The sequence below is a fragment of the Aestuariibius violaceus genome (assembly GCF_040779325.2).
Taxonomy (GTDB): domain Bacteria; phylum Pseudomonadota; class Alphaproteobacteria; order Rhodobacterales; family Rhodobacteraceae; genus Aestuariibius; species Aestuariibius violaceus.
In genome coordinates this window covers 504110-529325 of sequence record NZ_JBFONT020000001.1, presented here as the reverse complement: position 1 = coordinate 529325, position 25216 = coordinate 504110, and the positions used below count along the sequence as shown (strand labels likewise).

General features: G+C 60.0%; 27 protein-coding genes and 1 tRNA gene. 11 read left to right on the top strand and 17 right to left on the bottom strand.

The genetic code is table 11. The features are described 5' to 3' along the window. Window positions 1-14 precede the first annotated feature (14 nt). Genes AADZ90_RS02635 through AADZ90_RS02595 form a run of 9 tightly spaced genes read right to left on the bottom strand, consistent with a single transcriptional unit; the run spans window position 15 to window position 4465 of the window. Window positions 15-476 carry a flagellar basal body-associated FliL family protein gene (locus AADZ90_RS02635; protein ID WP_367309316.1) on the bottom strand — a complete coding sequence of 154 codons (462 nt, stop codon included), beginning with the start codon at window positions 474-476 and terminating at the stop codon, window positions 15-17. A 6-nt stretch (window positions 477-482) separates the two neighbouring features. After that, window positions 483-1223, bottom strand: coding sequence for a flagellar basal body L-ring protein FlgH (gene flgH / locus AADZ90_RS02630; protein ID WP_367309317.1), 741 nt, complete (start codon window positions 1221-1223; stop codon window positions 483-485). Beyond that, the gene (gene flgA, locus AADZ90_RS02625) at window positions 1210-1626 is read right to left on the bottom strand and encodes a flagellar basal body P-ring formation chaperone FlgA (RefSeq protein WP_367309318.1); all 417 of its coding nucleotides are present in this window, start codon (window positions 1624-1626) and stop codon (window positions 1210-1212) included. The genes flgH and flgA overlap by 14 nt, the downstream gene beginning before the upstream one ends. Continuing rightward, window positions 1623-2408 (bottom strand): flagellar basal-body rod protein FlgG, encoded by a 786-nt coding sequence (flgG, locus tag AADZ90_RS02620; protein ID WP_367309319.1) that lies wholly within the window; start codon window positions 2406-2408, stop codon window positions 1623-1625. Before flgG ends, flgA begins: the two co-directional genes overlap by 4 nt. A gap of 13 nt (window positions 2409-2421) precedes the next feature. Next, complete coding sequence (locus tag AADZ90_RS02615) at window positions 2422-3135, bottom strand: flagellar hook-basal body complex protein (RefSeq protein ID WP_367309320.1); 714 nt, start codon at window positions 3133-3135, stop codon at window positions 2422-2424. A 3-nt stretch (window positions 3136-3138) separates the two neighbouring features. Continuing rightward, window positions 3139-3405: a flagellar biosynthetic protein FliQ gene (locus tag AADZ90_RS02610; RefSeq protein WP_367309321.1), complete on the bottom strand. Its 267-nt coding sequence runs from the start codon at window positions 3403-3405 to the stop codon at window positions 3139-3141. Between the two features lie 5 nt (window positions 3406-3410). Continuing rightward, on the bottom strand, window positions 3411-3683 hold the full coding sequence (gene fliE, locus AADZ90_RS02605; RefSeq protein ID WP_367309322.1) for a flagellar hook-basal body complex protein FliE: 273 nt from the start codon (window positions 3681-3683) through the stop codon (window positions 3411-3413). A 12-nt stretch (window positions 3684-3695) separates the two neighbouring features. Then, on the bottom strand, window positions 3696-4088 hold the full coding sequence (gene flgC, locus AADZ90_RS02600; protein ID WP_367309323.1) for a flagellar basal body rod protein FlgC: 393 nt from the start codon (window positions 4086-4088) through the stop codon (window positions 3696-3698). A gap of 11 nt (window positions 4089-4099) precedes the next feature. Continuing rightward, window positions 4100-4465 (bottom strand): FlgB family protein, encoded by a 366-nt coding sequence (locus AADZ90_RS02595; protein WP_411996924.1) that lies wholly within the window; start codon window positions 4463-4465, stop codon window positions 4100-4102. A 98-nt stretch (window positions 4466-4563) separates the two neighbouring features. Between AADZ90_RS02595 and AADZ90_RS02590 the strand changes: the two genes are divergently transcribed. Continuing rightward, complete coding sequence (locus AADZ90_RS02590; RefSeq protein ID WP_367309325.1) at window positions 4564-5922, top strand: FliI/YscN family ATPase; 1359 nt, start codon at window positions 4564-4566, stop codon at window positions 5920-5922. A gap of 77 nt (window positions 5923-5999) precedes the next feature. On the opposite strand, the gene AADZ90_RS02585 is transcribed toward AADZ90_RS02590, so the two are convergent. After that, window positions 6000-7013 carry a LacI family DNA-binding transcriptional regulator gene (locus tag AADZ90_RS02585; protein WP_367309326.1) on the bottom strand — a complete coding sequence of 338 codons (1014 nt, stop codon included), beginning with the start codon at window positions 7011-7013 and terminating at the stop codon, window positions 6000-6002. 101 nt (window positions 7014-7114) lie between these two features. Between AADZ90_RS02585 and AADZ90_RS02580 the strand changes: the two genes are divergently transcribed. Then, window positions 7115-7191, top strand: a tRNA-Arg gene (locus AADZ90_RS02580). 14 nt (window positions 7192-7205) lie between these two features. Here AADZ90_RS02580 and AADZ90_RS02575 read toward each other — a convergent pair. The 3 genes from AADZ90_RS02575 to AADZ90_RS02565 are packed head-to-tail and all read right to left on the bottom strand — an operon-like array spanning window position 7206 to window position 12008. Further along, the gene (locus AADZ90_RS02575; RefSeq protein WP_367309327.1) at window positions 7206-7907 is read right to left on the bottom strand and encodes an HAD family hydrolase; all 702 of its coding nucleotides are present in this window, start codon (window positions 7905-7907) and stop codon (window positions 7206-7208) included. A gap of 12 nt (window positions 7908-7919) precedes the next feature. Next, window positions 7920-11054 carry an efflux RND transporter permease subunit gene (locus AADZ90_RS02570; RefSeq protein ID WP_367309328.1) on the bottom strand — a complete coding sequence of 1045 codons (3135 nt, stop codon included), beginning with the start codon at window positions 11052-11054 and terminating at the stop codon, window positions 7920-7922. A gap of 3 nt (window positions 11055-11057) precedes the next feature. After that, entirely contained in the window at window positions 11058-12008 is a 951-nt protein-coding gene (locus AADZ90_RS02565) for an efflux RND transporter periplasmic adaptor subunit (protein ID WP_367309329.1), read from the bottom strand. A gap of 196 nt (window positions 12009-12204) precedes the next feature. On the opposite strand from AADZ90_RS02565, the gene AADZ90_RS02560 reads away from it, so the two are divergent. Continuing rightward, window positions 12205-12831 (top strand): TetR/AcrR family transcriptional regulator, encoded by a 627-nt coding sequence (locus AADZ90_RS02560; protein WP_411996923.1) that lies wholly within the window; start codon window positions 12205-12207, stop codon window positions 12829-12831. Between the two features lie 274 nt (window positions 12832-13105). Here the strand turns inward: AADZ90_RS02560 and AADZ90_RS02555 are convergent, their stop codons facing one another. Next, window positions 13106-13792, bottom strand: coding sequence for a sugar transferase (locus tag AADZ90_RS02555; protein ID WP_367309331.1), 687 nt, complete (start codon window positions 13790-13792; stop codon window positions 13106-13108). 680 nt (window positions 13793-14472) lie between these two features. Beyond that, on the bottom strand, window positions 14473-15339 hold the full coding sequence (locus AADZ90_RS02550) for a branched-chain amino acid aminotransferase (protein ID WP_367309332.1): 867 nt from the start codon (window positions 15337-15339) through the stop codon (window positions 14473-14475). A gap of 145 nt (window positions 15340-15484) precedes the next feature. Here AADZ90_RS02550 and AADZ90_RS02545 point away from each other — a divergent pair, with 145 nt between their 5' ends. From AADZ90_RS02545 to dxs, 6 genes are read left to right on the top strand one after another with little or no spacing between them, the layout of a single operon-like run. Continuing rightward, window positions 15485-15988 carry a MarR family winged helix-turn-helix transcriptional regulator gene (locus AADZ90_RS02545; protein ID WP_367309333.1) on the top strand — a complete coding sequence of 168 codons (504 nt, stop codon included), beginning with the start codon at window positions 15485-15487 and terminating at the stop codon, window positions 15986-15988. A 3-nt stretch (window positions 15989-15991) separates the two neighbouring features. Next, a complete protein-coding gene (locus tag AADZ90_RS02540; RefSeq protein WP_367309334.1) occupies window positions 15992-16687 on the top strand; it encodes a response regulator in 696 nt (231 codons plus the stop codon). Window positions 16688-16726: 39 nt separating this feature from the next. Next, window positions 16727-17653 carry a histone deacetylase family protein gene (locus AADZ90_RS02535; protein WP_367309335.1) on the top strand — a complete coding sequence of 309 codons (927 nt, stop codon included), beginning with the start codon at window positions 16727-16729 and terminating at the stop codon, window positions 17651-17653. Continuing rightward, the gene (locus tag AADZ90_RS02530) at window positions 17650-17892 is read left to right on the top strand and encodes an exodeoxyribonuclease VII small subunit (protein ID WP_367309336.1); all 243 of its coding nucleotides are present in this window, start codon (window positions 17650-17652) and stop codon (window positions 17890-17892) included. The genes AADZ90_RS02535 and AADZ90_RS02530 overlap by 4 nt, the downstream gene beginning before the upstream one ends. A gap of 31 nt (window positions 17893-17923) precedes the next feature. Beyond that, on the top strand, window positions 17924-18772 hold the full coding sequence (locus AADZ90_RS02525; RefSeq protein ID WP_367309337.1) for a polyprenyl synthetase family protein: 849 nt from the start codon (window positions 17924-17926) through the stop codon (window positions 18770-18772). Window positions 18773-18782: 10 nt separating this feature from the next. Further along, window positions 18783-20708 (top strand): 1-deoxy-D-xylulose-5-phosphate synthase, encoded by a 1926-nt coding sequence (gene dxs, locus AADZ90_RS02520; protein WP_367309338.1) that lies wholly within the window; start codon window positions 18783-18785, stop codon window positions 20706-20708. 7 nt (window positions 20709-20715) lie between these two features. Here the strand turns inward: dxs and AADZ90_RS02515 are convergent, their stop codons facing one another. Further along, complete coding sequence (locus AADZ90_RS02515) at window positions 20716-21504, bottom strand: ion transporter (protein ID WP_367309339.1); 789 nt, start codon at window positions 21502-21504, stop codon at window positions 20716-20718. 112 nt (window positions 21505-21616) lie between these two features. Here AADZ90_RS02515 and AADZ90_RS02510 point away from each other — a divergent pair, with 112 nt between their 5' ends. Further along, on the top strand, window positions 21617-22306 hold the full coding sequence (locus AADZ90_RS02510) for an androgen-induced gene 1 family protein (protein ID WP_367309340.1): 690 nt from the start codon (window positions 21617-21619) through the stop codon (window positions 22304-22306). On the opposite strand, the gene AADZ90_RS02505 is transcribed toward AADZ90_RS02510, so the two are convergent. Then, window positions 22236-23099 carry an SDR family oxidoreductase gene (locus AADZ90_RS02505; RefSeq protein ID WP_367309341.1) on the bottom strand — a complete coding sequence of 288 codons (864 nt, stop codon included), beginning with the start codon at window positions 23097-23099 and terminating at the stop codon, window positions 22236-22238. The genes AADZ90_RS02510 and AADZ90_RS02505 overlap by 71 nt on opposite strands. A gap of 304 nt (window positions 23100-23403) precedes the next feature. Between AADZ90_RS02505 and AADZ90_RS02500 the strand changes: the two genes are divergently transcribed. Beyond that, a complete protein-coding gene (locus tag AADZ90_RS02500) occupies window positions 23404-25191 on the top strand; it encodes an adenine deaminase (protein WP_367309342.1) in 1788 nt (595 codons plus the stop codon). Window positions 25192-25216: the final 25 nt, after the last annotated feature.

Here is a 25216-nt window from a genome sequence, read left to right as displayed (position 1 = left end):
TGTTGAGATCGGGGTCAGACTTCCTGCCGAACGACTTCGATTATCAGGACGTCGATGACAGTGTCGCCGACGACTGCGATAGCGGCGACCCGAAGATGTTCCCGCAAAACATCCAGAAGCTGCGTTTCGGTGAAATCACCGCCAAACCCGCCCGCATTGGCGTGTTCGAAGAGAACCCTCAGAAACGCATCGCGGAGCTTGGGCTCTCGCGTATAGACGAGATCTTCGGAGCCCTCCGTAACTTCGACGCTTAGGGTGATGACGACCAGATCGCTGACTTCGCCGTTGTCCAGGACGGGCACAACGAACTGATTGCCGAGCCGGGCGAAGGCCGATGGGCCTTTCTCCTCCTCAACCTCTTTCATTTCCCCCTCCTTCTCCGCTTCGGGGTCGGGTGCCGGCCGCAAGGCAAGGCCCGCACCGACGCCCGCGCCAGTCAGAAGAAGGAAAAGAACAAGGGGGGCAATCAGGCGCATGGTGGATCAGAACGGCAGGAGGATATCGGTGATCTGCTGGCCGTAGCGGGGCTGCTGTACGTCAGTAATCTGGCCGCGTCCGCCGTAGGACACACGGGCCGACGCGATCTTGTCATAGGTGATCTCGTTCTGGCGGGTAATGTCCTCCGGTCGGACGAATCCGCTGACGAGAAGCTCGCGCACCTCGAAGTTCACGCGCACCTCCTGACTGCCCGATATAGCGAGGACGCCGTTCGGCATCACGTCGGTGATCGTCGCGGCGATCCGCAGCGTGAGTTTTTCGTTGCGACGCACCGAACCGTCCCCACTGGAGTTGCTGGAGGAGTCGAGCTGCACGGCATCTGCGAGCGACGCACCTTCCGGAAGCCGCGGGTCGACCCGTTGTGGAATCCCGAGGAGCGAGGGAACGGACAGATCCTCAGATGCACCGCGCGACCGTTCGGTCGAGTTTGAGATCTCGGCCTTGTCGTCGATTTCCACAACGACGGTCAGGATGTCGCCACGGGTCATGGCGCGGCGGTCGCCGAGAAGCGACCGGGGGCCACTTTCCCAGAGCGAGGCGTTGTCGGTCGGCGTGTCCGGGACGAGGTCGAAAGGCAGGCTGGGCGTCAGCATTGCCGCATGTTCCGGCGTTGCGGTGGCCGGGGTCAGGTCAGGCGCCTGACCGATATCCTTCACGCGGGCGCATCCCGCCAATGCGGCAAGGCATAGCCCGGCAAGGATGATGACGGTTCTAGTTTGAGACATAGGCGGTTCCATCCTGTCCGATCAGTGCCGTGACGGTGTTTCGGGAGGCGAGGTTCATCACGCGGATCTTCTCTCCCGCAGCACCTCGGCCCAATGCCCGGCCCTCCGTCGAAATCGTCAGCGCGCCCTCCTGGAAAACGAGCGTCAGGATCTGATTGCGCTCGACGATGGCGGGCGGGCCGATTTGCGCGAAGAGGATGGGACGGCCCGGGTAGAGAGCTGACCGTGCCTCCATTCCGACGACGAGATCAACGTTGTCGATTGCGCCGGAGACGACGCCATCGCGGCGTTCGATATCGCCTGAGGTGATGATGCTTTGCGGACGGATCGTGCGGGTCGCGACGATCGTGTCGGCAACAGCCGGACCGCCGAGTAGGAATAGAACGAAGGCGGTGCGGATCATCTGATCTGGACCGTGGCGCCAAGCATCTGATCGGCGGCGCTGATGACCTTGGAGTTCATCTCGTACCCGCGCTGGGCTTCGATCAGATCCGTGATTTCTTTCACCGAATCAACCGAGCTGTCTTCGAGATATCCTTGGCGCACGACACCAAGTCCGTCCCGGCCTGGTTCGGCAATCGCTGCGGGGCCCGATGCACTGGTTTCGAGAAAAAGGTTGCTACCGATCGCTTCAAGGCCACGTGGGTTGGTGAAGCCGGCCAGTGTGAACTGACCGAGAAGCTCTGGTTCGACCCGGTCGTTGAAATAGGCGTAGACCTCTCCTTCGGCGTTGATCGAGATCGAGCGTGCATCCCGCGGGATGGTGATTTCCGGCGCGACCGGAAAGCCGTCGGACGTCACGATCAGGCCATCGCCCGTGCGCTTGAGGCCCCCGTCGCGGGTATAGGCCTGGCGCCCGTCAGGCAGAGTGACCTCGAGATAGCCTTCGCCTTCGATTGCGAGGTCGAGATCGCCGTTGGTCGCGGACAGTGATCCTTGGGAGAGGATCATCGAAACCGACGCGGTTCGCACGCCCAGACCCGCCTGGACACCCGTGGGCAGGACCGTCCCGTCGGTGGCGTTGATCGTTCCGGGGCGGGAGATCTGCTGGTAATGGAGGTCGGCGAATTCCGCGCGACGGGCGTTGTAGCCCGTCGTGCTCATATTCGCGAGATTGTTCGATATGACTTCGACCCGCATCTGCTGTGCGGTCATGCCGGTGGCTGCGATCTTGAGTGCGCGCATCGCGATCTTCTCCTTAACGGCCGAGCAGACGGAAGACGGAGCGCATCCGCTCGTCTTCGTTTTCGAGGAAGGACTGGCCAAGTTCGTAGGCCCGTTGAACCTCGATCATCCGAGAGATTTGCAGGACGGGGGACACATTTGATTCCTCCAGAAATCCTTGAAGGATGCGGCCATTTTCGACGGGGAGGACCTCGCCTTCGGGCACGAAGAGGGTTCCTTGCTCGCGCATCAGGGCAGTGGGATCAGAGGGCTGGACCACTCCGATCTGGGCTAGAGGCGTGCCGCCGGCGCTGACGGTACCGTCCGCCGCGATGCCCACCGTGCCGAGATCCGTCGGAACGAAGACGGGCGCCCCGCCAGCGTCAAGAACGCGATGACCGTCGGGGGTCACTAGATCGCCCTCTGCATTCGGGGTGAAGTGCCCAGCGCGGGTCAGGCGAAGTCCCTCAGTGGTTTCGATCTGAAAGTAGCCGTCCCCTTCGATCGCCAGATCGAAGGGGTTTCCTGTCTGGGTCAGGGCGCCCTGGCTTTGCGACGTCATCTTGACGCGGCCCGTTGCCATGGAAAGCGATGGCGCCTCACCGATATCGGCGACGTATTCGGAGAAGATGATCCCCTCTTGACGGTAGCCGGTCGTCGAGGTGTTGGCGATGTTGTTTGCGATCAGCCGCATCTCGTTCATCAGCCCGCTCTGGCGGGTCAGGGCGGCATATCCGGCGTTATCCATCTTTCATCCTCCCGCGATGAGGGGCACGAGCCGATCGGTGAAGAAGGCCACCAGCGTTTCGGTCATGAAGTTCATCGTGACCCAGAAGACGGCGACGATCGCGCCGAGCTTCGGCACGAAGGTCAGCGTCATCTCCTGGACCGAGGTCAGCGCCTGAAAGAGTCCCACAGTGACGCCCGCGATAAGCGCGACGCTCAGGATCGGCAGAGAGATGATGGCCGAGATCCAAAGGCCTTGCCTCAGCACGTCGTAAAAAAGCGGCTCTGTCATCTGGATCAGACCGGCATCCGCAGAATTTCCTGATAGGCTTCGACGACCCGATCGCGGATCGTGACTGCCGTTTCGATCGCCAGCTCCGTCTGGGCGAGGGCCTGGACGAGCGAATGCGGGTCAGCGCCGGATGTCAGGGCCGCTGTGGCTGTTGCCTCGCTCTCCTGAAGGGTGGCGGCGAAGCTTTGTGCGGCGGAGGCCAGCCCGCCCGGTTCGGGCGCCGTGGCGGGACGTGTGTCGAGGTAGGAGCGGGCGGCAAGCGCGCTGGTCAGTTCCATGGGGCAGGTTCCTTACCGTCTGAGGAGGTCCATTAGGGCCGAGGACATCTGGCGGGTCTGATCGAAGATCTTGAGATTGGCCTCGTAGCTGCGTTGCGCCTCACGGGCGTCGGCGATTTCGATCAAGAGATTGACGTTTGATCCATCGTAGTATCCCGCCTCGTCGGCCATCGGATGGGCGGGGTCGTGAATTCGGGCAAGGGCGGACGGATCGAGCCGCATCGGTCCGGAGGACACCGTCCCGTCCGGACGCCCTTTTTCAACATGAGCCTCGAAGCTCGTAATCTTTCGGCGGTAGCCCGGGGTGTCAGTATTGGCGATGTTTTCGGACGTGTAGCGCAGCCGCGTCGCCTGCGCGCGCAAGCCGCTGGCCGATATCCCGAGAGCGTCACTGAATTCGTTCATCGATCTGACCTCTATCTGCCGAGGCTCGTCCGCAGGACGGTCATCGCGTGCCTGTAGACCGCCAATGCCCGGTTGTGCTGGCGGTCGGCGTCGATTGCCCGCAGCATTTCCGTTTCGAGGGAAACGTCATTTCCATTCGGCGACATTGACCCCGGTTCGGCCACGTTTGAGACGGACCAGAGGCGCGCGGGTTCGGTCGCGCTGAGATGACCCTGACGGGTCGATTTCGGCGCGAAGCTGTCTTTCGTGGCCGAGAGCGAGAACGGTTCGATGTCCTGGCTGCGGTATCCGGGTGTGTCCGCGTTGGCCACGTTGCGGGCCACGACGGCCTGACGCTGGCCGGCGTGTCGGGCGGCATCGAATGCGATGCGAAACACGGAAAGATCTTCGTACATCGGGGTTACCCCTCGGCTTTCAACCAAGGCTTAACCCCGATTCCCTAAGAAACCGTTGTTAACGAAGAGCGGAGAAATTGATGGCCAAGGCGGTATTCAAAGAGATGCAGGATCGACTGGGTCCGGGAGCCCGCCCGCAGCCGGTCGGGCGCATCGTGGCGATCGACCCGGCGACGATCACTCTTGAGGGTATTGGGAGCGTCGGGCGTATCGGCGATCGGCTGCGGCTGCTTTCACCACTTTCGGACGGCTTCTTTGCACAGATTGTCCGCATCTCCGGTGATCGTACCATCGCTTTGCCCGACGGGCCGTCCACAGGGCTGCGGACGGGTCAGAGGATGTTGCTTGAGGGGCGGGCGGGCATCGCGCCGAGCGCCGCTTGGCTGGGCCGGGTTGTCGATCCGTTTGGTGCGCCGCTAGATGGGAAGCCGCTGGCCCCGGGGGCGGTGCCCCTTGCGATCGAGGGACCGCCTCCTCCGCCTGTTGCCCGGCGGGCCTTTGGCGACCGCCTGTCGACGGGGTTGCGGGCGTTCAATACCTTCCTTCCCCTTGTGCGAGGTCAGCGCGTTGGGCTTTTTGCCGGGTCTGGCGTGGGCAAGTCGACGCTTCTTGGACAGTTCTGCCGCGGTGTTTCGGCTGACGTAGTCGTCGTCGGGCTGATCGGCGAGCGCGGGCGCGAGGTGCGGCATTTTGCTGAGGAGGTTCTCGGTGCAGAGGGACTTGCGCGAACTGTCATTGTTGCGGCGACGTCCGACCGCCCCGCGCAGGAGCGTCGGCGGTGTGCGTTCTCGGCGATGGCGGTTGCAGAGTACTTTCGGGATCAGGGGAACAATGTCCTTCTGATCGTCGACTCGATCACTCGGCTCGCGGAGGCGCATCGGGAGATCGCGACCGCCGCGGGTGAGAGCGCCGCACTTCGCGGGTTTCCCCCGTCGACGGCGCATACGCTTACGTCCCTTTGCGAACGTGCTGGAACCGGAGCCGGCGCGTCGGGGGATATCACGGCGGTCTTCAGCGTGCTTGTCGCTGGATCGGATATGGAGGAGCCGGTCGCCGATATGCTGCGCGGGGTGCTCGACGGGCACGTCGTTCTGGATCGGTCGATTGCGGAGCGCGGGCGATTTCCGGCGGTCGATCTGTCGCGCTCTGTCTCTCGCGCGCTTCCGGGGGCCGCGAGCGATGACGAGAACGCGCGCTTGATGGAGGCGCGGCGCAGGCTGGCGCTGTATGAAAAGTCCGAGATGATGGTTCAGGCTGGGCTTTATACGACCGGGACGGATGCCGTGATCGATGAGGCGATCGCGAGCTTCCCCCTTATCGACGCGTTTCTGGCCGAAGACGAACCGGACGGGATCGAGGAGAGTTTTACTCGCCTGGGATCTGTTCTGAGCCTCGGCGCCAGAAAAGCGTGGGCGTCTTTGGGGAAATCTGCCGGCTGATCCATTTGCCCAACGGAGCTATCCCGTCTTCGAACCGATCGGCTCTCTGGATTGGCGACCCTGATGCTTGAGATAGCTCAGTCTCTCAAAGTATCGCCGGGGGCTAGTCTTGGCTGAAGCTCGATCAGGATCTCGCCTTCGGACACTTCACCGCTGTACTGGGCAAGTACGATCTCGGCTGCTTTCTCTCCGATCTCTCGGCGGCAAGCGTCCATCGTCGCCAGCCTGATCGGAAGACCATCGAGCAGTTCCACTCCATTGAAACCAGCGAGGCCGATATCGTCTGGTATCCGGCGCCCGCTCTCTAGAAGGTAGAGCAGGCCCCCTGCCCCGATCATGTCGTTGGAGTAGTAGAGAAAATCCAGCTTGGGTGAGCGCGAGAGGATCGTCGCCGTCATCTCCCTGCCCTTTGCCAATGCGGATCCTCCGGAATAGAATTCCTGATCCGCGACCTCGACACCGCCTTTGGCAAGCCGCTCGGTGAAGCCCTCGAACCGTTTCCGCGCCCGATGGTCGAGCGGCATCTTGGTGCCGAGGAAACCGATTTTCCGGTATCCTGCATCGAGGATCCGTTCGGCCATCAGGCGACCGGCGCGGCGATGCGAGATGCCAACGCAGGCATCGATGGCTTCCCCGTCGACATCCATAATCTCAACAACGGGCACACCCGAGGCGCGCAGCATGGCTCGAGAACCTTCCGAGTGTTCGAGGCCTGCGATGATGATCCCGGCGGGGCGCCAGGAGAGCATCTCGTAAAGAACCTTCTCCTCTTTCTCGGGGAGATAGTCGGTAACGCCGATGACGGGTTGATAAGAGGTCTCTTCAAGCGCTTTGGAGATCCCGCGCAGGACTTCGGGGAATACCATGTTGGCGAGAGACGGGATGATGACCGCGATGAGGTTGACGCGTTGCGACGCGAGTGCGCCTGCGATCTGATTGGGCACGTAGCCGAGCCGTTTCGCTGCCTCGCGAACCTTGAGCCGGGTTGCCTCGGATACATCGCCCTTGCCGCGGAGGACGCGGCTCACCGTCATCTCTGAGACGCCGGAGGCTTCGGACACGTCACGGAGCGTCAGGCTTCGTTTGCGCATTGTCTATTTTCACACATCGTCATGGAGACAAGTCCTTAGCGGCGCCTCAAGCGAAGGCCAAGACTTGCCTCGTGCAATCAGGAGAGACAAAAGGAGAGAACGGCCCCGTAGCTCAGCAGGATAGAGCGACCGCCTCCTAAGCGGTAGGTCACAGGTTCGAATCCTGTCGGGGTCGCCATTCGAATTGACACCTCACACTCTTGCGGATGCTTGAGGTCGGTACTGGAACTGGCGGAAATGGAACTCGGAGATGTTTAAGTCGAGCTTTCTGGCCCGTTGGTCATCCGCCTGTGTCAGCTCGGAAGGAGCCACGACACCGGTCGGAAGCGAAATCGTGTAGAGCCCTGCGGCTTTTGCAGCCCTCAAACCATCACGCGTGGTTTCAAGAGCGATGGCATTCTTCGCCCCAACGTGTAGCTCGTCCAGCGCAAACCGATAGATATGGGGCGAAGGCTTCTGCCCTGCGTCATCTTCAGCCGCTGTGATGATGTCAAAGACGCGCGATGCGCATGACGGGAAAAGGCTTGCAAGGACCCGCAGCGTCGTTTGACGCGAGGCCCCTGTAACAAGGGCGAGTTTAACCGCCTTACGCTGCAACATCGCGGCAGCTTCGACAAACCATGGGTCGGGCGTGATCTCGGTCTCGTCGATTAGATCTCGGAAATGCATCTCGACATCGGAATAGACCGTCGCTGGATCGCATTGGCCGAGCCGGGGGATAAGACTGTCGAGCCCGGAGAAACGACCGTACCGCCTGATCGCTGCATGGTATTGGTCACGAGACCAACGCAGGGCCAATCCGTGATCCGCGAATGCTCGATTGAAGGCCTGACGCTCCAGATCCGTCAGGTCAGTCATGGAGCCGAGCGATCCGAACAACACAGCTTTGATCATCACCTGCGCCTCCTATTCCGCGGCAACCTTGAGTTGGTCCGGGGATTCTGCTGAAGTCTCCCGCTCATGATGATGCTGAGTTGCGGCTTCCGTCTTGGCTTTCATTTCGGCCCGCCGTTCTTTTCGGAGATAGGTGTGATAGATGGCCGGTACGCCGATGAGTGTCAGGATGGAGGCGAAGCCGAGCCCGGCCATGATCGTCACCGCCATGGATGCGAAGAATGCGTCCGACAGAAGCGGCACCATGCCCAGGATGGTCGTTCCAGCAGCCAGGATCACCGGGCGCAGACGGCTGACCGAGGCGGTCACGATCGCGTCGGTTTGCGAGAGCCCTTCTTCCTGCTTCTGGGCGTCGATTTCCTCGACAAGAACGATGGCGTTCTTGATAAGCATACCGGACAGGCTCAGCAGGCCGAGAAGAGCCGTAAAGCTGAAAGGCAGCCCGGTGTAGAGAAGGCCAAGACCCACGCCGGTCACGGCCATGGGGACGACAGTCCAGATCACGAGCGTTTGGCGCAGCTTGCCAAAGAGGAGCAGTGTGATCAGGAACATCGATCCAAAGGCAAGCGGCATCTGCCGCCCCAAGCTTGCCTGAGCGGTCGAGGCGCTTTCAAACTCGCCGCCCCACTCCATCCGATAGCCTGGCGGAAGCTCCATCGCTTCGATGGCGCTGCGCACCTCGACAAAGGCCTGTGGCGGCAACACGTCGGGCACGGTAAAGGCCTGGACGCTGATGGTTGGAACGCGGTCACGGCGTTGGATGAGCGTGTCGCGGGCAATGACGTTGAACCCGTCGACGACTTGGCTGAGGCTGTAGAACCGCTCGGTCGAGGGGGCATAGATCGGCTGATCGTACAGTTCTGCCCCGGCGATCTGTTCCTCACGCGGCGTGCGGATGACGATCGGAATGAGCCTGTCCGTCTCTCTCAGGATACCCGCTTGGACACCATCGCTGGCCAGCGCAATGGCTTGCGCCACGTCGGCCCGTGTGATGCCGAGTGCCTGAGCGCGGTCAGAGGCGAAGATCGGTCGGGTGACCAGTTCGGGCTCGCGCCAATCAGTCCGCTCGACCATGAGAAGATCGGTTTCGGTCTCGAAAATCGTCTGAGCCTGGGCTGCGAGCTGGCGCAGCACGTCGCTATCTGGCCCGCTTAGCCGGACTTCCACATCTGCTCCCACAGGCGGACCGTAGATGATCTGTTGAACGCGTGTCTCTGCCCAGGGAACTGTTTCGACGGCATATGTCGCAAGCTCATCTCGAAGCACCGGGATCTGAGTGTGATCGGCGACACGAACAATGATCTGCCCATAGGCGGGGTTGGGATCCTCTGGCGTATAGGTCAGCAGGAATCGGGTCATAGCTCCGCCGACGGTTGTCGTGACAGCCTCGACATCCTCTCGGTCAAGCAACCACGTCTCCAGCAGGGCTAGATCATCCGCCGCTGCGTTGATGGTGGTTCCCTGGGCGGCCATGTAATTGAGGTAGACCAGCGGCGTTGTAGCTGGCGGAAAGAACTGCTGCTTCACCAGCCCCATCGCACTGCCGCCAGCCATGAAGGCGCCGACCAGCCCGATGACGACCAGCACCCGCAAGCGAAGCGCCCCGCGAACAAGCTTGCCGTAGGCGCGGAAAAACAGAGTGTCATAGGGGTCTTTGACACCGGTTTGAGGTTGGGTTCGGAAGAAGTAGCTCGCCAGCAGCGGTGTCACTGTGACGGCCAAGAGCCATGACAACAGAAGCGAGATGCCGATCACGGCAAAGAGTGTGAACAGAAACTCGCCGGAGCTGTCGGGGCTCAGGCCGATCCCTGCAAAGGCCAGAATCCCTATCACCGTAGCGCCAAGTAGCGGCACTTGCGTGCGCCGGGCAACCTCGGCGGCTGCGTCTTTGGCGCTGCGCCCGCGGCGCATCTGAACCTGCATGCCCTCGGCCACCACGATGGCGTTGTCCACGAGCATCCCCATGGCAATGATGAGCGCGCCGAGGCTGATCCGCTCGACCTTGATATCGAAGATGTTCATGAAGAAGAACGTGAAGCTGACCGTCAAAAGCAGCGATCCGCCAACAACGATCGCCGCGCGCCAGCCCATGAAAAGAGCAAGGACGCCAATCACCACGCTGACTGACATGGCAAGGCTTACGAGAAAGGCATCGTTTGCCTCTGCCACGACCCGGTGCTGTTCATAGACCGGCTCGACGGTAACACCGGCGGGCAAAAGCGGCGCGACTTCGGCCAAGCGGGCTTCGATAGCAGCTCCGACCGTTACGATGTTTTCAGAGGTCAAACCGGCGACGCCGAGTGTAAACGCTTCGGTCCCATTGTGCCTTATGATCTGACTGGGATGGTCGACGCGGCCACGGCTCACTTCGGCCACATCGAGGAGATTTAGCACCTCGCCCGCAAATCCGAAGGTTAGTGCGCCGATCTCTGTCACGCTATCATCGGTGGCGGGTGCTTCCGTGCGTAAATCTATGCGGCCGACATCCAACGCTCCGGTTGGACTGACATCGTCGGCAGATGAAACGGCACCCAGAAGCGCGCTGGGCGGTATGCCCAACTCGGTCAGGGTGGCACTAGAAGGTTCAACGAAGATTGCTTCCTCGGGCAGGCCGAGCGCCTCTGCATTAGCTACCCCAGGCACTGTGAGCAGCTCTCGCCGAAGGAACGTCGCGATGTCCCAGATATCCGCATCCGAGTAACCCGTGGCGCTCACCGCGTAGAGCAGACCATACACATCCCCGAAGCTGTCGTTCACCGTCGGCGGCAAAGCGCCTGGCGGCAGGTCCGGTAGGGCGTCGGCGACCCGATCACGCATGTCGTCCCAGATCTGTGGCAGTTCGGTGCCGTCGAATGTATCGCGTACCTCAATCTCGATGACCGAGATCCCGGGCCGATTGGACGACGTGATGGTGTCGACCTCGTCCATTTGCTGCAATTCAGCTTCCAGAACTTCGGAGACCTCAATCGCGACCTCATCGGCGGTTGCGCCGGGATAGGGGGTAATGACCAAAGCAGATTTGAGTGTGAAAACTGGGTCTTCCAGTTTGCCCACGCTCAGGTATCCGGCAGCACCGCCGAAGATGCAAAACAGGATCAGAAGCCATGTATAGAGCGGCTTTTCGATAGAGAGACGGGCGATCTGCATGGCTTACTCCGTCCCTTGAACAAGCCCGGGGTAGCGCACCAAGCGCGCTCCATCTGGAACTGCATGAGCGCCGACCGCGACGATCTCGGTGTCGGGCTCAAGCCCGGCGACAAGCAACACGCTGCCGCGCGGCGCTTCGACGTCGACTTCGATATGGCGGGCAACCAGACCGTTGCCGTCTGCCTCGACCGCCACGACGATCTGGCGTCCATCGGGTGACGTTGCAATTGCACTCGCAGGTAGAGCGGGACGCGGATCTGGATTGGGCACAGCGGCGCGAACGATCATCGTCTGGCCCGGAAGGAGCCTGGGGAGGTTGTCGCCCGTAATGGCCAGTGACAACGTATAGCTTTGCCCGATCGGGCCTGTCTCGACCCGGAACTCTCGAAATTCCAGGGAAAGCTCGGCATCATCGCCTGGGCGCAGGCCGACAAAGCTGACGCGCTCAGGGTCACCGACCTGTCGCAGCAACCGTTCGGGAAGATCGAACTCGACGCGGATCTCGGACATGTCGTGCAGGCGTAGGATCGGCTGGCCCGGCTCGACGATTGTGTAGGCACTTGCAATACGGTCTGCGATCAAACCGTCGAAAGGCGCGACGATACGTGCATCTGCCAAGGCGGCCCGCGCATCGCGCAAGGCGACCTCTGCCAAGTCTCGGGCCGTTTCTGCGTTCTCGGCGCCAACTTCTGAGGCCACATTTCGCTCAGCGAGTATGAGGGTCCGCTCCACGTCGCGAGTTGCCTGTGCAAGTTGAAGTTCGGCTCGCTCCACTGCCCGCTCGAATGGGTCGACGTCTAGTTCGGCCAGGATCGTTCCTGCTGAGACCGACGTTCCCTCAAGCGCGTTGAGCTTGGTGAGCTCTCCACCGACCTCGAACGCAAGCGACACAGTGTCCTGCGCTGCGACCCGACCGAAGAACTGGCGTTCAACGCTTTCGCCTGGAGCGCTCACCAATTCGGTTCGAACATAGATTGGCGCGGCAACCTCCTGCTCATTTGCCGATACGGCCAGTCCGGAAGCCAAAGCAGCTAGAAGACCTCCGACGGAGACGACCCATTGTTGCATGTTCATCCTCAAACCTTATCTGACCCGAGAGCAGTCAACCGACCATTCGGTTGGGCAGATAGATGTAGGGACGGATAGGTCAATGCCGGGAACGAAAGAAAGTACGAGTACGGCGCGGCGGATCGAGATCGTCGAGATCGCCACGTCCCTGTTTCTAGAGAACGGCTTCGCAGGTACCTCGATGAGCGCGGTCGCGAATGCCTGCGGAGTCACAAAGGCGAGCCTTTACCATCACTTTCCGGGAAAGGACGATCTCTTCGCCGCTTGCATCACGCGCGGCTATGCGTCGGCTCTCGATGATCTCGAGGCCCTCGTCGAGACCAGTGAACTCAAACCGATTGAGAAACTGGAGCGTGCGATTTCTACGCTTTACGACAGCATCGTCGCTTCGCCGGTTGGTCGTATGTCGCCATTGATCGCTGAAGTTTCCCGCACATTTCCCAGCGTGGCGCAGGCTTTCCACCAAGACTATCTCATCCCCCAGCAGGCTCTATTGGGCCGCATTCTCGATGAGGGTACAGACACTGGGCAGCTGCGTCATCTGGATCGTGAGGTCTTTTTCCATATCGTTTTCGGCCCGATCGTCACCCTGTCATTATCCCGCGAGATGTTCGCGACTTTTGACGATCTCGATGAACACTTTCCAGTCGAGCGACTGAAAGAGGGGCATTCGGAACTGATTGCGACGTGGCTAAGAGGGGTCGAATGAGTGTACGGAGTTGCTCCGTCAGCTTGTACAGCGGTGCAGATAAGAGAGCGGACCGGGACCGTCCTCCGAAGTCTCCTTCGATCCGGAGCGCCATCTTGCCGAGCCACGAGAGGCTCCGCTCAAGCGTCTCGACTGTGAGAGCGTAGAGTTTGAAGCAGTCGAAGAGGTCCACTTAGATACTGCTTCGCTTTTCCTGACATGAGGCACGAAGGAGCAGCGCGAGAAGTCGGAGGTCTTGCCGCGCCGGATCGGTCGGCGCGACAAGTCTTTTCCGTTATCGACCGGATTGCCGGATCATGGCCGAGGCCGTCGAGGCCATGATCTTGAGATCATTCAGGAAACTGCGATTTTGCAGGTATTCCATGTCAAGCGCGACCCGAGTCTCGTACGAGATATCGTTTCTGCCAGACACCTGCCACAGGCCCGTCACGCCCGGCACTGCTGCAAGATAGGCGTCCCTTTGGTTGCCGTATTTCTCGAGCTCTGCTTCGACAATGGGCCGTGGGCCGACAAAGCTCATCTCGCCGGTGATAACGTTCCAGATCTGGGGCAGCTCATCCAAGCTGCTTTTGCGCAGGAAATTCCCAAGCGGCGTGATCCGCGGATCGTTAAGCAGTTTGAAATCCCTAGCCCACTCTTCCGCGGCTTCCGGGTTTTCGCGAAGATGCTCTTCAAGACGCCTGTCCGCGTCGACGACCATCGATCTGATCTTCCAGCAGCGAAACTTGCGACCCGACTGCCCGACACGAACGTGGCCGAAGAGGGCTGGACCACCATCTCTGCTTACAATCCAGCATGCGATCGCGATCGGCAGCAAGAAGACGGGCAGCAAGATCACGGCCAGAAGAATATCGAGCAGCCGCTTTCCATAAGCCGCGTAGAAACCAACACCTGGTTCGATCCGCTCGGCAAGAATTTCGGGTTGAGCGTCACGATTCGCGTAAATGTTCACATCACTCATCGGTCGGTCCCACCATATATGGGTTAAGATGACGGGATCGCCCGGATGACGTCCCATTTCTTGGATGTGTCTTGCGCCATCGCTAGCCGCTTTGATCCGACCTAGCAAATGCACCTGTCCCGATGGCGGCACGATTCCGCCATTTTGGCTAGAAGCTCAATTTGTCGTCGCTCGGGAAACCGGCATGCCGATTAATGTGCCGTTGCCGTTAACTAAGACTGAGTGGCGCTGATACGCTGTCGAGAGTTCGACCGAGCCGGAGTTTGGTTGCGCGATGGCAGGCTGCCCAGTCGAGTGGGCGCCTGTATCTATCGGGATTCTTTGTTGAGATATAATTGGTTGATTGATGACTGTGTGGCCGTGAGTGATCCATACTTTGCCCATGCGCGGGCGTCTCTTTGACGTCCTTGAAGTAGGCGCTCACGGGGGTCTTTATTCTCTTTGCGGGGGCCAGTCTTGGCGATGCCCTGCTCGAGGGCGCTGACGGCTCTCCGCTCCTAACCGGAGATGTGTCCGAAATTTGTGGCGTGCGAGAGGTTGAGGATCCGCGCGGACTGGGGGGGACGTCTCGAGGAGGCAGGATGTTCGAAACACAGCCAAACTGAAACTGGCTGCAGGTTTCGAATTGCGCCCGTATGACGTGACCGTCTTGACCACCTCAGGTGGCCAAGACCGAGCCCTCAGCTTCTGACGAGCTTTTCGTAGCCTTCCGAGATATCCTTCGTAAGCTGACCGACTTCAAAGGCGTAATCACCGATCTGGCCCACCGGTGTCACCTCTGCGGCCGTTCCCGTCAGCCAGCACTGCTGGAAGCCTTCCAGTTCTTCGGGCAGAATATGGCGCTCGTGCACCTTGACCTGCCGCTCCTCCAGCATGCCGATGACCGTTTGCCGGGTGATCCCGTTTAGGAAGCAGTCGGGCTTTGGGGTGTGCACCTCGCCGTCGCGGACGAAGAAGATGTTCGCACCTGTCGCCTCGGCCACATAGCCGCGGTAGTCGAACATCATCGCGTCCGAACATCCCTTTGCTTCTGCTGTGTGCTTGGACATCGTGCAGATCATATAAAGCCCGGCCGCCTTCGCGTGACTGGGGATCGTCTCGGGCGACGGGCGCTTCCATTTCGAGATGTCGAGCTTAGCGCCCTTGAGCTTGGCGTCGCCATAATAGGCGCCCCATTCCCAAGCCGCGATGGCAAGGCGAACCGGGTTCCGCGCCGAAGCAACGCCCATATCCTCTCCGGCGCCGCGCCAGGCGATTGCCCTGACATAGGCATCAGTCAGATTGTTAGCCGCGAGCACTGCCTGCTTTGCAGCTTCTATTTCATCGACCGTCCAAGGGATCTCGAAATCGATCATCCGGGCCGAGGCGTGAAGACGTTCGCTATGCTTGCGGCTTTCGAAGATCTTGCCGCCATAGGCGCGCTCGCCTTCAAACACCGACGAGGCATAATGCATTGCGTGGGTCAGAATATGGACGTTTGCCTGTCTCCAATCGACCAGATCACCGTCGAGCCATATCTTCCCGTCGCGATCATTGTAGGCTGTCATCGAAGCTCTCCATTGTCTGACATTGCGCTGGAAGGTCCGTATCGGACACAAAATTGCGCAAAATGTGCTTTCGGCTATCAGCGCGCTCTTGGAATGTCAATAAGGCTGACGTATTCTCTGGCAAACGGTGAACAGGAAATGAGTGATGAGGGACCACGGCAGTTCTCCTAACAGTCCGAACCTTCTGTTTCTGACGGACGAGCAGTTGCGGCAGGGTATTGAAGCGATGTTCTTTGCCTATCGCGGGTTCACCGCAGACCCGGACCGGATCCTCGCGGAGAAGTCTTATGGGCGGGCCCATCATCGTGCGCTTCACTTCATCCACCGCTCGCCCGGGACGACGGTCAATAACCTCCTTGGCATTCTCGGCGTAACGAAGCAGTCGCTTAACCGGGTCTTGAGAACGCTTGTCGCCGATGGTCTCGTCGACAGCCGGATCGGGCGACGCGATAAGCGCGAGCGGCACCTTTACCTTACGGAGGCCGGCCAACTCCTTGAGCAGGAGTTAAGTGACGCGCAAAGAAACCGCATGAGAAGTGCATACCGCGCGGCGGGACCTGAGGCGGTTGCTGGCTTTCGTCGCGTTCTTGAGGCGATGATGGATCAGGATCTCAAGCATCGTTATGATGCCTTGAGTGAGGAGGAGTGAGTTATGGAAGAGGCGCATCTGCTAATCGTCGACGACGACGAGCGTATCAGGGGGCTTCTTCAGAAATTCCTCATGCGCAATAGCTTTTTGGTCACGTCAGCACGAGATGCCGCGCATGCGCGCCGCGTGCTTTCGGGTTTGGAATTCGATCTGATCGTTCTTGATGTCATGATGCCCGGTGAAGATGGCCTGACGCTCTGCCGGTCACTACGTGAGACGATGCAGACGCCCATCCTTCTTCTGACCGCGAAGGGAGAGACGGAGGAGCGGATCAGCGGGTTGGAGGCAGGTGCAGACGATTATCTGGCAAAGCCTTTCGAGCCGAAGGAGCTGTTGCTTCGGATCAACGCGATCCTGCGCCGTGTCCCGGCGACAGAGCCTGAGCAAAGCGTGCCGAAGGTGATCCACCTGGGCCAGATCCGCTATGACATCGAGCGCGGGGAGATGTGGCAAGGCAGCGATCCAGTCCGGCTGACGGCTACGGAAAGCCAGCTTATGCGCATCTTTTCCGGAAGTCCCGGCGAGCCGCTTAGCCGAACGCGCCTGGTCGAGGAGCTGGGGCGTGATGATGGTCAGGCACAAGAGCGGGCTGTTGATGTGCAGATCACCCGTTTGCGACGCAAGATCGAGGCGGACCCGAAGCAACCGCGCTATCTTCAGACTGTGCGTGGGGCGGGCTATATGCTCGCACCCGACTGAGACGGGTCAATATCATAACATAATGAGCGAGGACGGTTTGTGGCCACAGCGCTGATTTCGCACAAGGCCTGCCTTGGCCATGTGACCCCGCCAGGACATCCCGAACGGGTTGCTCGTCTGGAAACTGTTCTGGCTGCGCTGGAGCTGATGGATCTTGTGCGAGTTGACGCCCCATTTGCGGCGGAAGACGACGTATTGCGGGCTCACCCAAAGAGCTACCTCGACCATCTGGCCGGGTCGGTTCCAGAGAACGGTTTGGTTGCACTCGACCCAGACACGTTCCTCTCTCCTCAGTCTTTGGAGGCTGGGTGGCGTGCCGCGGGTGCGGTTGTGAAGGGCGTCGATATGGTCATGGGCGGGGAGGTCGCCAATGCGTTTTGTGCCGTCCGCCCGCCCGGACACCATGCGGAGCAGGCAACGGCGATGGGCTTTTGCCTTTTGGGATCGGTCGCCATCGCGTCCAAGCACGCCCTTGATCATCATGGTGCGAACCGTGTCGCGGTGATCGACTTTGATGTTCATCATGGTAACGGAACCCAAGCGTTGCTGGAAGACGATCCGCGCATCCTGTTCTGTTCCACGCACCAGGTGCCGCTCTTCCCGGGAACCGGCGAAGCTGCGGATGACGGGCCGCATGGCACGGTCTTGAACCTTCCGCTTCGCCGGGGATGCTCTAGCGGCGACTTTCGCGCGATCGTATCAAATCATGTCGTCCCGCGGGTCGAGGCATTTTCACCGGACCTTATTCTTGTCTCCGCTGGGTTTGACGCGCATCAAAATGATCCGCTTGCCGAAACGGATCTAGATACCGAAGATTTCCGGTGGATCACCGGCGTCATCTGCGATCTTGCCGAGAAGCTTTGTGGCGGCCGCGTAGTTTCCTCCTTGGAAGGCGGATATGATCTGGATGCTCTCGCCGCATCGGTGAGAGCGCATGTCGAAGTCTTGGAGGAGCGTGGGAGATGAGCGACCAAAACGTTGAAGAGATGACCTTCGAAGAAGCCATGCGGGCTCTGGAGGAGGTTGTCGGTAAGCTCGAGCGGGGCGACGTTCCGCTGAACGACTCCATAGCGCTCTATGAGCGGGGGGCTGCGCTGAAGGCACGCTGCGAGGCTAAGCTGAAGGAAGCAGAAGAGAAGGTCGCCAAGATAACACTGAATGATGCAGGGCAGCCCAGCGGAACCGCGCCGCTCGACGGCCAGTAGGGGATTGATGCGAAGGGATCTGAGTAGTGCCATGGCGGATGCTGGCGCCATGGCACGGCGGGCTATCGGAATAGCGCTTGCCGATATCGACGGAGAGGTTGCGGAGGCCATGCGCTATTCCACGGCCGGAGGTAAGGGGTTTCGCGCCTTCCTTGTATCTGAAGGCGCAAGACTGCACGGGATCTCAAACGATGCCATCGCGCCGGTTGCAGGGGCCATCGAGGCGATCCATGCCTATAGCTTGGTGCACGATGATCTGCCGTGCATGGACGATGACGACATGAGGCGAGGGCAGCTCACGGTTCACCGCAAATGGGACGAGGCTATCGCCGTTCTTGCGGGAGACGGATTGCAGACGATTGCCTACCAACTCATCGCAGATGCAGATGACCTGATTGCGGATCAGAAAACCGACCTCATCGGCAGCCTTGCAAGGGCGTCCGGGATCCACGGCATGGTCGGAGGTCAGGAGATGGACATTGTCGCGGAGAAGCGTGCCGAGCCAATGTCGATCGATGAGATCACAAAGCTGCAGGCGGGAAAGACCGGCGCGCTGATAACGTGGTCGGCCACTGCTGGCCCCGTCTTGATGTCGTCAGACATAGCTCCTCTGAAGACCTACGGAGATGCACTGGGTCTCGCTTTTCAGATCGCTGATGATGTGCTCGATATCGAAGGCGATCCATCCGCGACAGGCAAGGCGGTCGGAAAGGACGAAGGGCGGGGGAAAGCGACATTCGTTTCGCTTCTTGGTCTGGATGGGGCAAAGCGCCGCGCGACCGAGCTAGTCGACACCGCCATTGATGCGCTACACTCTTACGACGAAAATGCAGATCTTCTGCGTGAGCTCGCCCGGTTCGCGGTCGAGCGTGACAGATAGGATAGCCGCCATGTCAGAGCGCCCCGCCACTCCGCTTCTTGATCGCGTCCATGTTCCTGCGGACATGAAGGGGCTCAATGACAGCGAGTTGAAGCAGCTCGCGCAGGAACTTCGAGTCGAGACGATCAGCGCCGTAAGTGTGACGGGTGGCCATCTCGGCGCGGGGCTTGGCGTTGTTGAATTGACCGTCGCGCTTCATGCGGTCTTCGATGCTCCGCGGGACAAGATCATCTGGGACGTGTCGCATCAGTGCTACCCCCACAAGATCCTGACGGGGCGTCGGGACCGGATCAGGACGCTTCGCCAGAAAGACGGGCTAAGCGGTTTCACGAAGCGGACGGAAAGCCCGTACGATCCGTTCGGCGCAGCGCATAGTTCGACATCGATCAGTGCCGCGCTTGGCTTTGCGGTAGCGCGGGATCTCGGAGGGCGGATCGAGCATGGTATCGGCGATTGCGTCGCGGTGATCGGCGACGGCGCGATGAGCGCTGGCATGGCCTACGAGGCGATGAACAACGCCGGACACCTTGGCAAGCGTCTGATTGTCATCCTGAACGACAACGAGATGAGCATCGCCCCTCCGGTCGGAGCGATGTCATCCTATCTCTCACGCCTCTATGCCGGGGCGCCCTTCCAGGAACTGAAGGCGGCGGCAAAGGGAGCGATCTCATTTCTGCCCCAACCTTTTCAAGAAGGCGCGAAGCGCGCCAAGGAGATGGTCAAGGGCTTCGCCTTCGGTGGGACTCTCTTCGAGGAACTCGGCTTTTCCTATCTTGGCCCCATCGACGGGCATGACATGGATCAGCTCTTAGCCGTTTTGCGCACCGTCAAGGTCCGCGCCGACGGCCCGATTCTGATCCATGCCATCACGCAGAAAGGCAAGGGCTTCAAGCCGGCCGAGGACGCTCGGGATCGCGGTCATGGAGTCAGCAAGTTCGACGTCGTGACGGGCGAGCAAAAGAAGGCGAAGTCGAACGCCCCGTCCTATACCTCCGTTTTTGCGAACACGCTGATCGACCTCGCCGCGGAAGACGCTAAGATCTGCGCTGTCACCGCAGCGATGCCGGACGGGACTGGGCTCAACAAGTTCATGGACCGTTTTGGATCGCGCTGTTTCGACGTGGGTATTGCGGAGCAGCACGCCGTAACCTTCTCGGCCGGTCTTGCTGCTGGCGGGATGAAGCCATTCTGCGCGATTTATTCAACGTTCCTTCAACGTGGATATGATCAGGTCGTTCACGATGTCGCCCTGCAACGTCTTCCCGTGCGCTTTCCGATCGACCGTGCCGGTCTTGTCGGAGCCGACGGCGCGACCCATGCTGGCGCTTTCGACACGGCTTATCTGTCGTGCTTGCCAGGTTTTGTCGTCATGGCCGCTGCGGACGAGGCGGAGCTTGCCAGGATGGTGGCGACCGCGTCGAACTACGAGGACGGCCCCATAGCATTCCGGTTCCCTCGCGGCGAAGGTATCGGTGTAGAGATACCGGAGAAGCCTGAGCCTTTGGAGATCGGGAAAGGGCGGATCATTCGCGAAGGTTCGCGCGTTGCCTTGCTCAACTTCGGTGCCCGCCTGAAGGAGATCAACGAAGCTTGCGAGGCGCTTTTGCAGAAGGGCATCACGCCGACCATCGCAGATGCGCGTTTCGCCAAACCTCTCGATAAGGAACTGATCGTTGGTTTGGCGGAAAACCATGAGGCCCTCATCACAATCGAAGAAGGATCGGTTGGTGGGTTCGGCAGTCACGTCGCGCATCTTCTTGCCGAAGAAGGCGTTTTCGATCGCGGCCTGATGTTCCGGTCGATGGTCTTGCCTGATGACTTCATCGATCAAGCCGGTCCGCGTGAGATGTACGAGAAAGCCGGACTGAATTCTGAAGATATCGAACGAAAGGTGCTTGATGTCTTGGGCGTGATCGCGCTGGAGAAGCGGGCTTGACCGGCCACTAGACCTCGTTCTGTCTTCCGTCTGCGAGGCGCCGTTCGATTGCTTCGAGTCTGGCAAGCACCTCATCACGATAGGCATCGGTCTTAACCGTATCCTCGGCGTGATGGGCATCCTGCATCGAGTTCACGATGAGACCCACGATCAGGTTCACGACGGCGAAGGTCGTGACCATGATAAAGGGTACGAAGAAAGCCCAAGCGCCGGGATGAACCTCCATCACCGGGCGTACGATCCCCATCGACCAGCTTTCGAGCGTCATGATCTGGAAGAGCGAATAGGCGGAAAGGCCGAGCGTTCCAAACCAGTCCGGGAAGGTATCGCCGTACAGCTTTGTCGACATCACGGCAGCGATATAGAAGATCATTCCCATCAGCAGAAAGACTGACGCCATGCCGGGAAGCGCCGAGAGAAACCCTTCGATGACCCGGCGCAGGCGCGGTGCGGCCGAAATAATGCGCAGGATCCGCAGTACGCGAAGGGCTCGCAGGATCGAAACATTCTCCGCGAAGGGCAGCAGCGCGATGCCGACGATGAAAAAGTCGAACACGTTCCATGCGGATCGGAAAAAGGTGATAATCCCTCGGGCATACATCTTTGCCAAAATCTCGAGCGTGAAGATCGCGAGGCAGATCCGATCGAGCATCATGATAAGCGGCCCGGCCGCGCCCATCACCGTATCCGAGGTCTCGAGACCCAAGAGGACCGAGTTGAAAAGGATGATGCCGATGATCGTATTTCGCACATCGGCACGATCAAGAAAGGCTGCGAGGCGGTCGCGGTGAGACATCGGCTGCGGTCCTTAGGTTTCAACGCGATATGGGGGAGATCTGGTGGTGCGGCAAGCCGAGACGCAAGGTTCGGCTGGACGGATCCCTTTCTACAAGTGAAGGGTTTGGGCCATGGGCGCTGCGCTTCTGACCTATCGCTGGATCGTGTTTCTTCTGGCTGCCGGATATGTAGTCCGTCTGATCCTGTTTTCCGACTACAACAGCGGTGTCGGCCCGTTCCGCTATCTGACCTTCTGGGCGCTCATCCTGTCATTCTTCTGTGCGAGCAGAATGATTGCCATCATGGAGAACCGAAGTGAGCGGCGGTGGGGTGGTGCAGTTGCCGCAACCTCTGTGATCAACGCGATGGTCGTGATCCTTTACTGGCGCCTTTACTTCGATGATCCCACATCGGTTACTGCGAATGGGATACGCGCGGCTTGGCATCTCGACCTTTATCTTCACGGGCTCGGACCCGCGCTTCAAGTCATAGATGCCCTCTTCCTGCATCGAAGCTTCCGGACAATCAGATACGGCCTGATATGGCTCCTTGGCATCGTTGGCGGATATGTTCTATGGGCCGAACTGATTGTGCAAAGGCTGCACGATCGTCCGAGTGGGGAGGTTACAAGCGGCCTGCCCTATCCGTTTCTGAACGACCTCGATCTCGGCGATCGGATAGTCTTCTACGCCAGTAATCTCGGGGCCGCGCTCTTGCTCTTCTTTGTCTTCACCGGCCTTGCGTTGGTGATCAGGCGTCTTCTTGGTCGTGGGCAAGCAGCGCGGGTAACCCATCACGATAGCTCGGGTAGAGAAGCTTGATGCCAAGATCGGTCTTGATCCGGTCGTTCCGGACTTTCTTAGATTCTGCATAAAAGCTTCTTGCCATGGGGCTGAGAGCAGCGTCCTCGAACGGGATGGCAGGTGGAACGGGTTGCCCCAGAAGCTCGGCCGCATGGGCGATCACGTCCTGCGGTGGTGCAGGATCATCATCGCAGACGTTATAGATCGCCCCGGGATCTGGGTCGGCGATCGAGGCAGCAAGGATCTGGGCGATGTCATCTACATGAATGCGCGAAAACACCTGGCCCTTCTTGATGATCCGGCGTGCTGTTCCGCTGCGCACTTTCGCGAAGGGTCCGCGGCCCGGGCCGTAGATCCCGGCCAAGCGGAAGATGTGAAGCGGCAGTTTGGGGATCGACGCCCAAGCTGCTTCTGCCGCTACGCGCCTTTTACCCCGCTCTGTGGCGGGAGAGAGAGGGGTCATTTCGTCGATCCAGTCACCTTCATGGTCGCCATAGACCCCTGTCGTCGACAAGTAGCCGACCCATTGAAAGTGGGACGCCCTACCTGCGATTTCGGCCCGCAACTCCTGCAGGATCGGATCGCCTTTTTCATCAGGGCCAGCTGAGATCAGGAGATGGGTTGCGCGTTCCAGCGCAGAGACTGGGCTGTTTCCCGGCCAGATCAGTGGCTCGACACCACGGTCTGTTAGGTTCTGTGCCTTGTCAGGAGACCGTGTGGTTCCAATGACGGTCCAGCCCTGCGGGATCAGTAGGCGATCGAGTGCCCGCGCTGAGTAGCCATGGCCGAAAGATAACAAAGTAGAGTTCATTTGCGAGACTATGGCGCAGCCAGGCCATAGAACAAGGGCCGCTCCGCCCGTGGTGGTTCGGGCGGGGCGGCCGCTGTGCCTGCGGTTCCGTGAGGGAGAACCGCAGGCAGGATCCTCTGGATGGCGCGGGTGTGGAGACCCGACTTGGGAAGGTATGCCCTTCAATTCTTAACAAAGTCTTTCCAGACGCATCACTGCGGCACTTTTTGTCAGCGAGTGAGCGAAGTCCGCCTGCGGCAGAGCGTGATTGAGAACGGGCAGATGATACGTTGCAAACCCGTTGGCCTGAGAGGATGCTGCTGCAATGACACACAAGATGAAGAGCTGGCAGGACTCGGCCGCCCAGTTGATCGCTGTTGCTGCCGGACGGGCAGCAGCCGATCTGGTCTTCCGCGGTGGACGCGTCGTGATTGTTCAGACCCGCGAGATCCTCGATTGGGAAATCGCGATCGTTGACGGGCGCTTTGCCTATGTCGGACCCGATGCTTCGCATTGCACTGGGGAAGGAACCGAGATCGTCGATGCCCAAGGGAGATATCTGATCCCGGGCCTTTGCGACGGCCATATGCACATCGAGTCAGGCATGCTGACACCAGCGGAGTTCGCGCGTGCTGTGATCCCGCATGGGACCACGACGATGTTTGCCGACCCCCATGAGATTGCGAATGTCTTGGGGCTAAACGGTGTCCGGTTGATGCATGACGAGGCTTTGATGCAGGCCGTTTCGATTTACATGCAGATGCCGTCCTGCGCACCTTCGGCGCCCGGCCTTGAGACGACGGGGCGAGAGATTGGGCCGGATGATGTCGCTGAAGCGATGGCCTGGCCCGGCATCATTGGCTTGGGCGAAATGATGAATTTTCCGGGCGTGATCGCTGGCAACGACAAGATGCTGGCAGAGATCGCAGCGACTCAGCAGGCGGGAAAGACGGTCGGCGGGCATTATGCGTCGCCTGATCTAGGTCCGTCATTTCATGCTTACGCGGCTGGGGGACCGGCTGATGATCATGAGGGAACGCGCGAAGAGGATGCCATAGCCCGGATGCGGGCCGGAATGCGGGCAATGCTGCGCCTCGGTTCGGCTTGGTATGATGTTGAAAGCCAAATCACCGCAGTGACTGAGCGCGGACTTGATCCGCGAAACATGGTACTTTGCACCGATGATTGCTTTGCCAAGACGCTTGTCGACGATGGTCACATGGATCGGGTCGTGCGGCATGCGATAGCCTGCGGGTGCGATCCGCTGATCGCGCTCCAGATGGCGACGGTGAATACGGCGAGCCATTTCGGGCTTGAGCGTGAGCTTGGGAGTATCGCGCCTGGGCGACGGGCGGATGTGATCCTGACCGGCGATTTGAGCGAGTTGCCGATTGAAAAAGTCTGGGCGCGGGGTGTGTTGGTGGCTGAGGGTGGGGAATGTTTGGTTGATTGTCCGCATCTGGATTGGCCCGACCATGCCCGAACGACGGTGCATCTGGGGCGAAGTCTGGTTGCTGAGGATTTCGGCATACCGGCTCCTGAGGGGGCCAATCGTGTGACTGCGAAAGTGATCGGAGTCGTTGAAAATCAAGCGCCTACAAAGGCTCTGACAGCTGATTTGCCGGTTGCCGATGGCGTTGTTCTGCCTGAGGGAGATGTCTGCCGGATCGCCTTGGTGGAGCGGCACCGCGGGACAGGCGGTGTGGTCAATGGATTCGTGTCCGGCTTCGGCTATGAGGGACGGATGGCGATCGCCTCTACCGTCGCTCATGACAGCCATCATATGATCGTGGTGGGGACGGATCCTGCCTTGATGGCCGCCGCATCAAACCGTCTGGGTGAGGTCGGAGGTGGCGTAAGTGTCTGGAAAGACGGTGAAGAATTGGCCTTGGTTGAGCTGCCTGTGGCGGGGCTGATGTCGGATCGGCCCGCCAAAGAAGTTGCGGCAGCAGTGGATCGGATGGTGAGCGTGATGCAGGCCTGTGGGTGCACACTCAACAACGCATTCATGCAGCATTCCTTGCTGGCGCTGGTGGTTATTCCTGAACTCAGGATCAGCGATCTGGGTCTTGTCGACGTGACGCGGTTCGAGTTGACGGATGTGCTGGAATAGGGGTGCTGCACACTGTCGGACTTTT

Coding starts and splice junctions, on each gene's coding strand:
- AADZ90_RS02635 (WP_367309316.1), bottom strand. CDS start 476: ATGCGCCTGATTGCCCCCCTTGTTCTTTTCCTTCTTCTGACTGGCGCG.
- flgH (WP_367309317.1), bottom strand. CDS start 1,223: ATGTCTCAAACTAGAACCGTCATCATCCTTGCCGGGCTATGCCTTGCC.
- flgA (WP_367309318.1), bottom strand. CDS start 1,626: ATGATCCGCACCGCCTTCGTTCTATTCCTACTCGGCGGTCCGGCTGTT.
- flgG (WP_367309319.1), bottom strand. CDS start 2,408: ATGCGCGCACTCAAGATCGCAGCCACCGGCATGACCGCACAGCAGATG.
- AADZ90_RS02615 (WP_367309320.1), bottom strand. CDS start 3,135: ATGGATAACGCCGGATATGCCGCCCTGACCCGCCAGAGCGGGCTGATG.
- AADZ90_RS02610 (WP_367309321.1), bottom strand. CDS start 3,405: ATGACAGAGCCGCTTTTTTACGACGTGCTGAGGCAAGGCCTTTGGATC.
- fliE (WP_367309322.1), bottom strand. CDS start 3,683: ATGGAACTGACCAGCGCGCTTGCCGCCCGCTCCTACCTCGACACACGT.
- flgC (WP_367309323.1), bottom strand. CDS start 4,088: ATGAACGAATTCAGTGACGCTCTCGGGATATCGGCCAGCGGCTTGCGC.
- AADZ90_RS02590 (WP_367309325.1), top strand. CDS start 4,564: ATGGCCAAGGCGGTATTCAAAGAGATGCAGGATCGACTGGGTCCGGGA.
- AADZ90_RS02585 (WP_367309326.1), bottom strand. CDS start 7,013: ATGCGCAAACGAAGCCTGACGCTCCGTGACGTGTCCGAAGCCTCCGGC.
- AADZ90_RS02575 (WP_367309327.1), bottom strand. CDS start 7,907: ATGATCAAAGCTGTGTTGTTCGGATCGCTCGGCTCCATGACTGACCTG.
- AADZ90_RS02570 (WP_367309328.1), bottom strand. CDS start 11,054: ATGCAGATCGCCCGTCTCTCTATCGAAAAGCCGCTCTATACATGGCTT.
- AADZ90_RS02560 (WP_411996923.1), top strand. CDS start 12,205: ATGCCGGGAACGAAAGAAAGTACGAGTACGGCGCGGCGGATCGAGATC.
- AADZ90_RS02555 (WP_367309331.1), bottom strand. CDS start 13,792: ATGAGTGATGTGAACATTTACGCGAATCGTGACGCTCAACCCGAAATT.
- AADZ90_RS02550 (WP_367309332.1), bottom strand. CDS start 15,339: ATGACAGCCTACAATGATCGCGACGGGAAGATATGGCTCGACGGTGAT.
- AADZ90_RS02545 (WP_367309333.1), top strand. CDS start 15,485: ATGAGGGACCACGGCAGTTCTCCTAACAGTCCGAACCTTCTGTTTCTG.
- AADZ90_RS02540 (WP_367309334.1), top strand. CDS start 15,992: ATGGAAGAGGCGCATCTGCTAATCGTCGACGACGACGAGCGTATCAGG.
- AADZ90_RS02530 (WP_367309336.1), top strand. CDS start 17,650: ATGAGCGACCAAAACGTTGAAGAGATGACCTTCGAAGAAGCCATGCGG.
- AADZ90_RS02525 (WP_367309337.1), top strand. CDS start 17,924: ATGGCGGATGCTGGCGCCATGGCACGGCGGGCTATCGGAATAGCGCTT.
- dxs (WP_367309338.1), top strand. CDS start 18,783: ATGTCAGAGCGCCCCGCCACTCCGCTTCTTGATCGCGTCCATGTTCCT.
- AADZ90_RS02515 (WP_367309339.1), bottom strand. CDS start 21,504: ATGTCTCACCGCGACCGCCTCGCAGCCTTTCTTGATCGTGCCGATGTG.
- AADZ90_RS02510 (WP_367309340.1), top strand. CDS start 21,617: ATGGGCGCTGCGCTTCTGACCTATCGCTGGATCGTGTTTCTTCTGGCT.
- AADZ90_RS02505 (WP_367309341.1), bottom strand. CDS start 23,099: ATGAACTCTACTTTGTTATCTTTCGGCCATGGCTACTCAGCGCGGGCA.
- AADZ90_RS02500 (WP_367309342.1), top strand. CDS start 23,404: ATGACACACAAGATGAAGAGCTGGCAGGACTCGGCCGCCCAGTTGATC.